General features: G+C 59.5%; 11 protein-coding genes. All 11 read right to left on the minus strand.

The genetic code is table 11. From position 1 onward, the window contains the following. Positions 1-71: 71 nt before the first annotated feature. A complete protein-coding gene (locus P6U29_RS34385) occupies positions 72-1,301 on the minus strand; it encodes a serine hydrolase domain-containing protein (RefSeq protein WP_407114666.1) in 1,230 nt (409 codons plus the stop codon). 75 nt (positions 1,302-1,376) lie between these two features. Beyond that, entirely contained in the window at positions 1,377-2,207 is an 831-nt protein-coding gene (locus P6U29_RS34390; RefSeq protein WP_407114667.1) for an ABC transporter permease, read from the minus strand. A 5-nt stretch (positions 2,208-2,212) separates the two neighbouring features. Next, complete coding sequence (locus P6U29_RS34395) at positions 2,213-3,457, minus strand: ABC transporter permease (RefSeq protein WP_407119494.1); 1,245 nt, start codon at positions 3,455-3,457, stop codon at positions 2,213-2,215. 78 nt (positions 3,458-3,535) lie between these two features. Next, positions 3,536-4,597, minus strand: a complete 1,062-nt coding sequence (locus P6U29_RS34400; RefSeq protein ID WP_407114668.1) for an ABC transporter substrate-binding protein — start codon at positions 4,595-4,597, stop codon at positions 3,536-3,538. Between the two features lie 82 nt (positions 4,598-4,679). Then, complete coding sequence (locus P6U29_RS34405) at positions 4,680-5,654, minus strand: ABC transporter ATP-binding protein (RefSeq protein ID WP_407114669.1); 975 nt, start codon at positions 5,652-5,654, stop codon at positions 4,680-4,682. 10 nt (positions 5,655-5,664) lie between these two features. Further along, a complete protein-coding gene (locus P6U29_RS34410; RefSeq protein ID WP_407114670.1) occupies positions 5,665-5,913 on the minus strand; it encodes a hypothetical protein in 249 nt (82 codons plus the stop codon). Between the two features lie 572 nt (positions 5,914-6,485). Further along, entirely contained in the window at positions 6,486-7,547 is a 1,062-nt protein-coding gene (locus P6U29_RS34415) for an ABC transporter substrate-binding protein (protein WP_407114671.1), read from the minus strand. Between the two features lie 82 nt (positions 7,548-7,629). Further along, positions 7,630-8,721, minus strand: coding sequence for an ABC transporter ATP-binding protein (locus P6U29_RS34420; protein ID WP_407119495.1), 1,092 nt, complete (start codon positions 8,719-8,721; stop codon positions 7,630-7,632). A gap of 1,018 nt (positions 8,722-9,739) precedes the next feature. Further along, a complete protein-coding gene (locus P6U29_RS34425) occupies positions 9,740-10,675 on the minus strand; it encodes an electron transfer flavoprotein subunit alpha/FixB family protein (RefSeq protein ID WP_407114672.1) in 936 nt (311 codons plus the stop codon). Beyond that, positions 10,672-11,424, minus strand: a complete 753-nt coding sequence (locus P6U29_RS34430) for an electron transfer flavoprotein subunit beta/FixA family protein (protein WP_407114673.1) — start codon at positions 11,422-11,424, stop codon at positions 10,672-10,674. The genes P6U29_RS34425 and P6U29_RS34430 overlap by 4 nt, the downstream gene beginning before the upstream one ends. A gap of 227 nt (positions 11,425-11,651) precedes the next feature. Next, positions 11,652-12,515 (minus strand): formyltetrahydrofolate deformylase, encoded by an 864-nt coding sequence (gene purU / locus P6U29_RS34435; RefSeq protein WP_407114674.1) that lies wholly within the window; start codon positions 12,513-12,515, stop codon positions 11,652-11,654. Between the last annotated feature and the right edge of the window lie 47 nt (positions 12,516-12,562).

The raw sequence follows: 12,562 nt of genomic DNA on the forward strand, positions 1-12,562 counted from the left end.
TCTCTCGAGGGTGAGCCTCGTTGCATCGGGAAGCAGTTGGGGCGCAAACGACAGGTGCAACTTACCGCCGCTTAGGCTTTTTCGATCCGGCCGATGTCGGTCAGCATCTTGATGACCGACACATTATAGTCCGAAGTAAAGGTCTCGTTGACCTCGAGGACACTGAAGAACGCGGCTACGACGCCACTCGTCAGATCGGCGAGCATGAATTGCCCGCGGGAACCTCCGTGACCAAGCCAGCGCCCGTCGGTGAACGTATGATTGCTGTAGCGCAACCCGTCCCGTGGCGCCGGCAACCGGATTCCGCCCCGCAGCGATCCCTCAATGAATGAGGCGCTGCCGATCTGCTGGCCGTCGATGCCCCTTCCTTGGCGCACGAAAAGAGAGCCGTAGCGAGCCAAGTCGCGCGCCGTGAAGCAGATCCCTCCAGACATGAGCGGGAAGCCCTCTCGATCGGTGGTCATGTGAAGGCACCCCTCAATCCCGGCAGCATCAGCAATATCGGCCAAATATGTGCGCAGCGATCGCCCACTCACGGCCTCTGCAATCATCCCCAAAACGTCCGTGTTGGCGGACTTGTAATCGGCGCCGCCAGTGCGGTTGGTCGTATCCCGCGAGGTGATGGTCGCGAGGAAGCTGCGCTGGGAGTGCTCATGTCCGGGGTCGGCGGGCAAGCGCCAACCGTAGGCTTCGGAGTGGGCGTAAACGGTCGAGTATGGATCGGCATAGTCCTCGCTGTAGTCATTAGCGACGTCCATGTTCAAGACCTGTTGAACGGTCGCCCCGGCATAGCCACTTCCTATCCAGGGTAGATAATCGGCGACCTTTCGCTCCAGGTCGATCTTGCCGTCTTCCAGCAGACGCCCGATGATCAGATTAATCATGGTCTTGCTGATCGACTGGATGCTGTGGGGGCAATCCGGGCCGAAATCCGGCGCGTAGCGCTCGAACAGAACATCGTTGCCACGTACCACCACCATAGCCGAGAACCAGGGCAGCAACGTCAGCCGGCGCACCGCCTCCATTTCGGCAATGCGCAGGTCCATGTGCTTGCGCAGCCTCATCACCCGACCAGCTCGATAGCTCGTGCTGTAGCGGGCGAGGCGATAGAGATTGTGCCATCCGTGCCGGCGACGGTCAGGCTGCTCCCAGCGCGTTTTGTTGCCCTCGCCGACGAGTAGGTCGGGGTTGGCTTCGCTTGCGATCTCGCTCATCGCAGCTCCATCGCGCATATGGTTCTCCTTGGCCTTCTCTATCTCAACTGCCGATGTAGCGATCATGGTAGGTTGTTGGGCTGCCATTGAGACATTTCCTTTGGGGGACTCGGATGAGAGACAACTTGCACGCGCTTTCGCGTTCAATATCGACATGAGCCATTACTTGCTGCGAATGCCGCGCAGGCGCTCCGAGCGCCGCCGCAGCAGCTCGACGGTGGTCAACATGGCAACGGAGAACAGGGTCAGCACGGTGGCGGCGGCAGTAATGGTCGGACTGATCTCCTCGCGGATGCCGGAAAACATGACCTTCGGCAAGGTGCGTTGCTCAGCACTGGCGACGAAAAGTGCGACCACCACTTCGTCGAAGGAGGTGAGAAAGGCGAACAGCGAGCCGGAGATCATGCCAGGAATTATGAGTGGCAGAGTGACCTTGAAGAAGACGGTGATCGGCCGTGCGCCGAGGCCGGCGGCTGCGCGGGTTAGCGAGTGGTCGAAACCCGTCAAAGTCGCGATGACGGTGATAACGACGAACGGGGTGGCCAACATTGTGTGCGCCAGGATCAGCCCGGTATACGTATTGAGCAATCCGACATCGGCATAAAAGAAATACACGGCTACCGCGGTGATTACGACGGGAACGATCATAGGCGAGATCAGCAGGCTCATCACCGCCGCACGGAAGGGGAAGTTCGGGCGACTGAGCCCAAGCGCGGCAAGCGTGCCGAGTACAGTCGACAGCATCGTGACCGATAGGGCAACGAAGATCGAGTTGTGCAGCGCGCCCTGCCAGCGGATGGTCAGGAAGAACTCCTCATACCAACGCAGCGACAGCCCGGCCATGGGATAGGTGAAGAAAGGCACGGAATTGAAGGACAGCGGAATGATCACGAGGATCGGCGCGATCAGAAACAGCAGCACCGCCGCGCAGATCAGCCGGTGCAAATAGTACCAGCCCCTCTCCATCGGCGTGGCATAGACGGAAGCAGCCATCGTCCTCACCCCATCTTGATCTGGTCGAGGCCGACCAGCTTGTTAAAGACATAGTAGAGCAACAACGTCGCGGCGAGCAGGATGAAACCAAGCGCTGAGGCCATCCCCCAGTTGAGCTCCACGTTCGTGTAGTGGGCGATAAAGTAGCCTACCATCTGGTCGCTCGGGCCTCCGACGAGCGCGGGCGTGATGTAGTAGCCTAGGCATAGGATAAAGGTCAGTAGGCAGCCGGCGGCGATTCCCGGTAGGGTCTGCGGGAAGTACACCATCCAAAAAGCGTAGAATGGCCCGGCGCCAAGCGAGCGGGCAGCCCGGATATGACTTGGCGAGATAGTCTTCATCACGCTGTAGATCGGTAGCAGTGTGAATGGCAGCTGAATATGAGTCATGGCCACCACTGTGCCGACCCGGTTGTAGATGAGCTCTGCGGGCTGCGATATGATATGTAGCGCCATCAGGACATCATTAATGATGCCGTGTGGCTGCAGGAGCACTACCCATGCCGTGGTGCGCACTAGCAGCGAGGTCCAGAACGGCAGCACGACCATGATCATCAGCAGATTGCTCGACCTAACCGGCAATGTTGCCAGGAGATAGGCCACCGGGAAGCCGAGCAGCAGCGTCAAGGTGGTCACGCCGATGCTGATGCCAAGAGTGCGTAGGAACGTGTCACGGAAGATCGCTTGCTCCGGCGGTGAGGCAACAATCTGGCTGTCAGGGCCATATTGGTAATCGACCGAACGCAGCAGGTAGTAGGCCGTATAGCCCGAACCTCCGCGTTTCAGCAGGCTCCAGACTTCGTGCTGACCCCAGAGCGGATCGATCTCGATCAGCGCCGCCTTGTAGGGGCCTGCGGAAAGCGTGCTTGCCTTGCGAGCGCTCGACGTGACCTGGCTGCCGGCGCCGGGAAGCTCATAATTCATCCGCCTACCGATCGCGCCAGCGGTTTTCTGCGCCCAGGCTTGCCTGAGGTCTTCGGCGAGAGCAGCATAGACACTTTCGTCCGGCAAATTCTTGCCATCCCACCCGCTGAGCGCCGCCGTCGTCCGCGGCATCATCGTCAGCAGCTTATCGTCGTAGACCGCATTGAACATCATCCGAGCGATCGGCAAGGCGAAGCCAATCAGGACAAAAAGGAGGAGTGGCAGGACTAGGGTGAAAGCCCTCAGCTTACGCCGGCGCTCGACGTGCTGCAGCTGGATGCGCAGCGGCATGCCATCGGGGCTGCCGGCTATTTGGGCGACCGTCATCACTATCAACTTCTCTGTCAGTTCGTTCGTTGGAAGCGGTGAGGAGGCCATATCCTCCTCACGATTTCTTCACCCAGTCTATTTCGCTAGCCAAACATTGAAGCGCTGGCGCAATACGTCACCCTTTTCGTTCCAAAACCTGGTGTCGACCGACCACATGTTTGTATGCTCGGGCGCATTCGGAAGCTCGGGCAGGATCGCCGGATCGACAAGTGACATTCCGTCCTTGTTGCTGGGGCCGTAGGGGACATAACGCGTCAGGTTAGCCTGCGACTGGGGCGAGGAGGCGAAGGCGATGAACTTGTACGCCTCCTCCCGCCGCGGGGTGCCCGTAGGAATGGTCCAGAGCGAGCTTGCAGACCAGGTCGCAGCGTCCCACATCATCCCGAAATTTTTGCCAGAGTTCTTGACGGCATCGTAAATGCGGCCGTTCCAAGCCGATGTCATGACGACCTGACCATCAGCCAAAAGCTGCGGCGGCTGGGCCCCCGACGTCCACCAGACGATCTCCTTCTTGATCGTCTCAAGCTTCTTGAAGGCGCGGTCAACGCCCTCGGGCGTATTTAGGATCTTGTAGACGTCTGGGATGGCGACCCCATCGGCGATTAGTGCCCACTCGAGATTGCCCCGGGGAGTCTTCCACAGCCCGCGCTTGCCGGGGAATTTTTGCAGGTCGAAGAAGTCAGCGATGGTCTTCGGGCCGTTCGGCAGTCTGTCCTTGTCATAAGCCACGACCGTACCGGAAATTTCCGCAGGCACCGCGCAATCAGACGCGCCCACGAACTTGGTTCGATCGAGACCCAGCTTGTTCCAGTCAAGCGTTTCAAGTATGCCCTCGTCGCATAATAGAGTGACCCACTCAGAGAGGCTGGCGATCACGTCCCAACTTACTGTCTTGGCTTGGACCATGGCGCGGATCTTTGCAGCCTCGCCATTGTACTCGTCCTCGGTGATCTTGATCCCCGTCGCCTGAGAGAAGGGCTCGAAAAGCGCTTTGCGCTGGGCCGACTGAAGGGCCCCACCCCAGGAGACGACCCTCAGCTCATCGCCCGCTAACGCGGGCCTTATCATTATCAACGCGCCCGCCACCAAACCTGTGGCGGCCAGGCCGCTGACCATCATCAAGGATTTCCTCGTCATCTTTAATCACTCCTTGCTATGCCGTCCCAAGATGGAAGCGGCATCATCAAAAACCCGACCTGCCCTGCGGCCCGAATTGTCGTCAGGACGCCTCGAGCGCCCGGCAATCCTCCGTTTTCCAGCCGAGGGTGATCGCGGCACCTGGTTCGACCTGCACCTCGCCTTCCGAATTCGGCAGCTTGATCACAAAGTCATCATGGCCGCAGACCGAAACCCGGATGCGCACGTGGTCGCCCAGATAGATCACCTCCGCAACGTTCGCGCTGAAGATATTGGGCAGCGATCCCGGTGCCGGGTTCAGCTTCACCCGCTCCGGCCGCAACGACAGCACGGTCGGCCCACCGACCGCCTCGACATTGATCGCCAGCGCCTCCACGCTGCCGCCCGCAATCTCCACCTTGCAGGTCGTGCCATTCATCCCCACGACCTTGCCGTCCAGCCGGTTGCTCTCGCCGATGAAGCGGGCGACAAAAGCATTCTGCGGCCGCTCGTACAGTTCGGCGGGCGCGGCGAGCTGTTGGATGACCCCGTCGTTGAACACGGCTATGCGATCCGACATGGTGAGCGCTTCGCTCTGATCATGGGTCACATAGACCATGGTGACGCCGAGATCCTGGTGGATATGCTTGATCTCGAGCTGCATCTGCTCGCGCAGCTGCTTGTCCAGTGCGCCGAGCGGCTCGTCCATCAGCACGAGCTTGGGATCGAACACGAGGGCGCGGGCGAGCGCGACGCGCTGCTGCTGGCCACCGGAGAGCTGACCAGGCCGACGCTTGCCATAGGCGCCGAGCCGGACCATGTCGAGCGCCCGCTTGATCCTGGCCTCGCTCTCGGCCTTGCCGACTTTGCGGACCTTGAGTGGGAAGGCGAGGTTCTCCTCCACGGTCATGTGGGGAAAAAGCGCGTAGTTCTGGAACACCATACCGATGTCGCGCTTATGCGGGGGAATGTTGTCGATAGAGCGCCCCCCCAGTAGGATCGAGCCATGGGTGGGCGCCTCGAAGCCCGCGAGCATCATGAGCGTCGTCGTCTTGCCGGAGCCGGAAGGCCCCAGCATCGTCAGAAACTCACCCCGGGGATCTCCAAGTTGAGATTCTAACGACCAGCGTTTCGCCGTCGTAGGTCTTCTGGATATTGGAAAACTGCACAAAGGCATTGTTCGTGCCTGGCATCGCTCTCGCCGATCCCGACGCTTCTCTCGCTACTGCGGCGTTGCCGACTACCGGATCATGATGTTCTTTCTTGAAAGATTGCACTCTCGTGAGCGCTTGCAGCTTCGCGAGCGCGCGGTTGAAACCGCAGGAATCGGCGGACATGAGGGATCTTGAGTTAACCAAAAGGCGTATTCCTTCCCAACCTAGGTTTGGCGCTGCGACACTGGGTATCGACAGAGGTTTTTTCACGGAAACATTATCGACTTGCTCGAGCTAAATTGTTCAATGTGGCCGCCCCTGTCGCCGAAATCCTGCGCTGATAGCGACAGAAGGTATGGACTTAACCTGCAAGCACGAGAAGCTGTCCGGAGTTTGTACATTGTAGGTAAAGCGTGAGGAGCCCATGTTTCAACCCGACCGCAGACATAGACGCTCGCGTCAGGCAAGTCCTTCGCTGAGCACCGCCATTCTCCGCGGCGTTGTCGTCAGCAGGGTATCGTTAGGGACCGCATTCAATATCGATCCGCGCGACCGGCAGTGCAAAAGGCAATCAGGATTAAACGAAGATGAAAGGGAGGAGCGGCAGGAGTGGGATAGACTCCTCGTGCTTGCTCCATCGCGACTACCGGCGACTGGAGAGACCGTGTCACCGTCGAACTCTCTCTAACGAATTCTCTAGGCCACCCGTTTGCCGCGAGGAGAACGGAGATCCTCCTCGCCGGCGCTTCCCTGCGCTACCTTGCCAGCCAAGCGGCAAAGCGCTTATCCAGATCAGGGCCCCTTTCGCCCCAGAAGGCGTAGTCGAACTCCAGAGCGTTGGTCATGTTGGCGGGCGCATTGGGAAGGTCGGGCAGGATCGCCCGATCAATAAGCGCAATCGCATCCTTGTTGGCGGGCCCATAGGGGATGTAGTGAGTTAGGTCGGCCTGCACCTGTGGCGAAGAGGCGAAGGCGATGAACTTGTACGCCTCCTCGATTCGTGGACTGCCCCTAGGAATGACCCAAATACCCCAACCCAGTATCGAGGCGTCCCACATGATCTCGAAATTCTTGCCGGATTTCTTGATGGCATCGGAGATTCGGCCGTTGAAGGCCGCGGTCATGACGACCTGACCATCGGCCAGGAGCTGCGGTGGCACGGCACCGGCACTCCACCACACGACGTCCCTTTTGATGGTGTCGAGCTTCTTGAAAGCACGATCCACACCTTCCGGTGTCCCGAGCACCTTGTAGACGTCCTTTACGGGCACCCCGTCTGCGATCAGTGCCCATTCGAGAGTGCTTTTGGGACTCTTATACAAACCGCGCTTGCCGGGGAACTTCTTCATGTCGAACAGGTCGGCAATAGTCTTCGGACCGTTCGCCAGCTTGTCCTTATCATAGGCGACGATATTAGCAGCGGCTACAAACGGTATCCCGCAATCATTCTTGTCGCCCATAAACTTGGAGCGATCGAGGCCCAGCTTGTTCCAGTCCATCCTCTCGACGATATTCGCGGCGCACAATGCGTCTGTGTCGAACCCGACTTCGACCAGGTCCCAACTCACGGTCTTCGATTCAACCATGGCGCGGATCTTGCCGCTCTCGCCGCTGTACGCGTCTTCGGTAATCTTGATCCCGGTCGATTTCGTGAAAGGCTCAAAATAGGCCTTGCGTAGAGCCTCCTGATAGGCCCCACCCCAGGAGACGACCCTCAGCTCATTGCCCGCTAACGCGGGCCTTATCATTATCAACGCGCCCGCCACCAAACCTGTGGCGGCCAGGCCGCTGACCATCATCAAGGATTTCCTCGTCATCTTTAATCACTCCTTGCTATGCCGTTCCAGGATGGAAGCGGCATCATCAAAAACCCGACCTGCCCTGCGGCCCGAATTGTCGTCAGGACGCCTCGAGCGCCCGGCAATCCTCCGTTTTCCAGCCGAGGGTGATCGCGGCACCTGGTTCGACCTGCACCTCGCCTTCCGAATTCGGCAGCTTGATCACAAAGTCATCATGGCCGCAGACCGAAACCCGGATGTGCACGTGGTCGCCCAGATAGATCACCTCCGCAACGTTCGCGCTGAAGATATTGGGCAGCGATCCCGGTGCCGGGTTCAGCTTCACCCGCTCCGGCCGCAACGACAGCACGGTCGGCCCACCGACCGCCTCGACATTGATCGCCAGCGCCTCCACGCTGCCGCCCGCAATCTCCACCTTGCAGGTCGTGCCATTCATCCCCACGACCTTGCCGTCCAGCCGGTTGCTCTCGCCGATGAAGCGGGCGACAAAAGCATTCTGCGGCCGCTCGTACAGTTCGGCGGGCGCGGCGAGCTGTTGGATGACCCCGTCGTTGAACACGGCTATGCGATCCGACATGGTGAGCGCTTCGCTCTGATCATGGGTCACATAGACCATGGTGACGCCGAGATCCTGGTGGATATGCTTGATCTCGAGCTGCATCTGCTCGCGCAGCTGCTTGTCCAGTGCGCCGAGCGGCTCGTCCATCAGCACGAGCTTGGGATCGAACACGAGGGCGCGGGCGAGCGCGACGCGCTGCTGCTGGCCACCGGAGAGCTGACCAGGCCGACGCTTGCCATAGGCGCCGAGCCGGACCATGTCGAGCGCCCGCTTGATCCTGGCCTCGCTCTCGGCCTTGCCGACTTTGCGGACCTTGAGTGGGAAGGCGAGGTTCTCCTCCACGGTCATGTGGGGAAAAAGCGCGTAGTTCTGGAACACCATACCGATGTCGCGCTTATGCGGGGGAATGTTGTCGATAGAGCGCCCCCCCAGTAGGATCGAGCCATGGGTGGGCGCCTCGAAGCCCGCGAGCATCATGAGCGTCGTCGTCTTGCCGGAGCCGGAAGGCCCCAGCATCGTCAGAAACTCACCCCGGGGGATCTCCAAGTTGAGATTCTTAACGACCAGCGTTTCGCCGTCGTAGGTCTTCTGGATATTGGAAAACTGCACAAAGGCATTGTTCGTGCCTGGCATCGCTCTCGCCGATCCCGACGCTTCTCTCGCTACTGCGGCGTTGCCGACTACCGGATCATGATGTTCTTTCTTGAAAGATTGGAGCTTCGTCAGCGCACGGCCAAAACGACCCGGACAGGCCTGCATGAGGCATCTGCGATCAAGCACATGGTGCATTGTTTCCCCACCCGCGCTTCTCTCCGCGACCTTGGTGTCGGCAGAATTTTCGTCGTTCACGGAAATATTATCGGCCTGCTAAAGCCAAATTTCATCAATGTAGCCGCTTCCGAAGCCGAAATCCTGCGCCGATAAGGACAATGCGAAGGTTTATGCCAGCACCCGTTCGTGAGAGGCACGAAGCACAACAGTTGGCGACTGATGATAAACTCACAGCACAGCAGTATGCGCTCAGAAACCGTAAGCTCGCAAAGACGAACACCGAAACTGCGCAATCCTCTTACTCCCGTAGCGCGCGACGTCCAAGACGCAGAGCAAGGTGGGCAATGGTCAGACTCGCGAACGCAGTGCAAAGAGCGAAACGTGCCCGCGTCGAGCTTGAATACCACCTTTAACTTTCGTTGCGCATCGACCGTATTCGGCTCGTTATCGGCAGATTATTCCCTTCATTGAGCGCACGCCAACGATTTGCAGCAGAATCGGCGCAGCTTTGCCGCACGCTCAGGCGCACTGCTGCTCAAGCCATAGCACGGCACCGACTGCGGCTGAGCGTAGCCATTCTTAGCGCGGAAAAAACCACCCTGTTTTTGGAGTCCGGGCTGAACGTCTCAAAGGTAGGCGAGGTCCGCCGAGGCGAACGGAAAGTCGCCTCGGCCAAACGGCAATCGTTCTGAGCCGCGTTAGAACACGTCGGTTCCGGTCATTGTCATCTAGATCTCGTCCTGCTAGCAGAATGCCGGGTAGTCATCTCACGCGGCGCGAACAATTCGGCTAGAACGTCGCGAGAATATCGTCCCATCGCTCAGGACTCGCTTGCCTCTGCCACCGAGAGCCGCAGCTGGTTATTCAGCTCATTGGGCATCTACTTGCCGAGTTCGTCCGTCAGCTCCGGAACCGCCTGGTAGAGGTCGGCGACCAGGCCGTAGTCGGCAACTTGGAAGATCGGCGCGTCCTCGTCCTTGTTGATCGCGACGATCACCTTGGAGTCCTTCATGCCGGCCAGATGCTGGATCGCGCCGGAAATGCCCACTGCGACATAGAGCTCGGGGGCCACGACCTTGCCGGTCTGGCCGACCTGCCAGTCGTTCGGGGCATAGCCGGCGTCCACCGCCGCACGCGAGGCACCGACGCCGGCGCCCAGCTTGTCCGCGAGCGGCTCGATGTATTTGGCGAAATTCTCGCGGCTCTGCATGGCGCGGCCGCCGGAGACGATGATCTTGGCTGAGGTCAGCTCGGGACGGTCGCTCTTGGCGACCTCCTCGCCGACGAAAGTCGACAGGCCCGGATCAGCGGCCGCCGCCACGTTCTCGACCGGCGCGCTGCCGCCTTCAGCCGCAGCAGTGAAGGTCGAGGTCCGCACTGTGATGACCTTCTTGGCGTCCTTCGACTTCACCGTCTGGATGGCGTTGCCGGCATAGATCGGGCGCTCGAAGGTATCGGGCGCGACCACCTTGATGATCTCCGAGACCTGCATGACGTCGAGCAGAGCCGCGATGCGGGGCATCACGTTCTTGAAGCGCGAGGTCGCCGGCGCGACGATCGCGTCGTAGCCGGACGCCAGCGACACGACCAGTGCAGCCAGCGGCTCGGCGAGATCCTGCGCATAGAGCTCGCCGTCGGCGAGCAGCACCTTCTTCACGCCGGCAAGCTTGGCAGCGGCATCCGCCGCGGCCTTGGCGTTCTTTCCGGCGACCAGCACCTCGACATCCGCGCCGAGCGCGCTAGCTGCGGTCAGGGCCTTGTTGGTCGCATCCTTGAGCGACGCATTGTCGTGTTCGGCAATCAGAAGCGTCGTCATGAGAGCACCCCGGCTTCGTTCTTGAGTTTCGACACCAGCTCGGCGACGTCCTTGACCTTGACGCCCGCCTTGCGGCCCGCCGGCTCCGCCGTCTTGAGAACCTCGAGACGCGCGGCGATGTCGACGCCGTAATCGGCGACGGTCTTTTCCGCGATCGGCTTCTTCTTCGCCTTCATGATGTTGGGCAGCGAGGCGTAGCGCGGCTCGTTGAGACGCAGGTCGGTGGTGACGATCGCCGGTCCCTTCAGCTTCACGGTCTGCAGGCCGCCATCGACCTCGCGGGTGACCTTGAAGTCAGAGCCTTCGACCTCGAGCTTGGAGGCGAAGGTCGCCTGCGACCAGCCGAGCAGCGCGGCCAGCATCTGGCCGGTCTGATTGCTGTCGTCGTCGATCGCCTGCTTGCCGAGAATGATCAGGCCGGGCTGCTCTTCCTCCGCGACCTTCTTCAGGATCTTGGCGACCGCGAGCGGCTCGACATTGCCTTCGGCCTTCACCAGGATGCCGCGATCGGCGCCCATGGCGAGGCCGGTGCGGATCGTCTCCGACGCCTGCGCCGGTCCAATCGAAACAACCACGACTTCGGTCGCCTTGCCGGTTTCCTTCAGGCGCAGCGCTTCCTCGACCGCGATTTCATCGAACGGGTTCATCGACATCTTGACGTTGGCGAGTTCAACGCCCGATCCATCGCCCTTGACGCGGACCTTGACGTTGTAATCGACCACCCGCTTTACCGGCACTAAGACCTTCATCGATCCTCTTTCAGTTTGGCTCGCACTGCTAGCGCCTAGCCCGTCACCCAATGGAAGTTGCGCGATTTATGTCGAGAGTTCATTTACGGCATGACGATCATCCGGTGCATGGGTAAAGACTCAGTCACGGTTATGCAAACTCGCCAGACCGAGACTGCTCCCTCAGGTTTCTCAAGCGCCACACATGACTGATCGAGCAAATCCGCTTGGACTGCTCAGCCTTTTGATCATCCAGTGAAGACCACAGTTTTTCTGCCATTCAGCACCACGCGATCCTCAAGGTGATGACGCACGGCGCGGGCAAGTACGCGGCGCTCGATGTCGCGACCTTTGCGGACCAGATCCTCCGGCGTATCACGATGTGAGATCCGCTCAACATCCTGCTCGATGATGGGGCCTTCATCGAGATCGGAGGTTACATAGTGTGCAGTCGCGCCGATCAACTTGACGCCTCGCTCGTGAGCCTGATGATAAGGCTTAGCGCCCTTGAAACCCGGCAAGAAGGAGTGATGAATGTTAATGCAACGCCCAGATAACTTAGCGGAGAACCCATCCGATAGAATCTGCATGTAACGCGCAAGGACAACGAGATCCGTATTGGTCTCCTGCACGAGATCCCAAATGCGAGTTTCTTGCTCCATCTTCGTCTGCTTAGTAACAGGCAAGTGGTAGAATGGCAGGTCGGCTAAATCGGTCGAAGATAAATGCTCGCGGCCGTGATTGGAAACGATGGCAGTCACCTCCATCGGCAGTTCGCCGATACGCAAACGATAAAGTAGATCGGCCAGGCAATGATCGAATTTAGAGACCAGCAGCATCACACGTTTTCTTGTGACGCTCTCCCGTAGAGTGAATTTCATCGAGAGGCGCTCGGCGAGCTCAGCAATCGATGTTTTGATTTCGGACGCCGATTGCGCTTGCTCGCCGGGATCGAACACCACGCGCATGAAAAATTGACCAGTCTCTGTATCGTCGAACTGCTGAGCATCAAGGATGTTGCAGCCAGCCTCGAACAGACGACTTGAGACCGCCGAAACGATGCCCGGCCGGTCGGGGCAGGACAATACGAGGATCATCGAACGATCAGACATGACACACAAATCGGTCACTCTTCAGTAAGCTGCGTGGAAAACAACGA

It is taken from the genome of Bradyrhizobium sp. LMG 9283, from assembly GCF_045571415.1.
Taxonomy (GTDB): domain Bacteria; phylum Pseudomonadota; class Alphaproteobacteria; order Rhizobiales; family Xanthobacteraceae; genus Bradyrhizobium.

Coding starts and splice junctions, on each gene's coding strand:
- P6U29_RS34385 (WP_407114666.1), bottom strand. CDS start 1,301: ATGGCAGCCCAACAACCTACCATGATCGCTACATCGGCAGTTGAGATA.
- P6U29_RS34390 (WP_407114667.1), bottom strand. CDS start 2,207: ATGGCTGCTTCCGTCTATGCCACGCCGATGGAGAGGGGCTGGTACTAT.
- P6U29_RS34395 (WP_407119494.1), bottom strand. CDS start 3,457: ATGACGGTCGCCCAAATAGCCGGCAGCCCCGATGGCATGCCGCTGCGC.
- P6U29_RS34400 (WP_407114668.1), bottom strand. CDS start 4,597: ATGACGAGGAAATCCTTGATGATGGTCAGCGGCCTGGCCGCCACAGGT.
- P6U29_RS34405 (WP_407114669.1), bottom strand. CDS start 5,654: ATGCTGGGGCCTTCCGGCTCCGGCAAGACGACGACGCTCATGATGCTC.
- P6U29_RS34410 (WP_407114670.1), bottom strand. CDS start 5,913: ATGTCCGCCGATTCCTGCGGTTTCAACCGCGCGCTCGCGAAGCTGCAA.
- P6U29_RS34415 (WP_407114671.1), bottom strand. CDS start 7,547: ATGACGAGGAAATCCTTGATGATGGTCAGCGGCCTGGCCGCCACAGGT.
- P6U29_RS34420 (WP_407119495.1), bottom strand. CDS start 8,721: ATGCCAGGCACGAACAATGCCTTTGTGCAGTTTTCCAATATCCAGAAG.
- P6U29_RS34425 (WP_407114672.1), bottom strand. CDS start 10,675: ATGACGACGCTTCTGATTGCCGAACACGACAATGCGTCGCTCAAGGAT.
- P6U29_RS34430 (WP_407114673.1), bottom strand. CDS start 11,424: ATGAAGGTCTTAGTGCCGGTAAAGCGGGTGGTCGATTACAACGTCAAG.
- purU (WP_407114674.1), bottom strand. CDS start 12,515: ATGTCTGATCGTTCGATGATCCTCGTATTGTCCTGCCCCGACCGGCCG.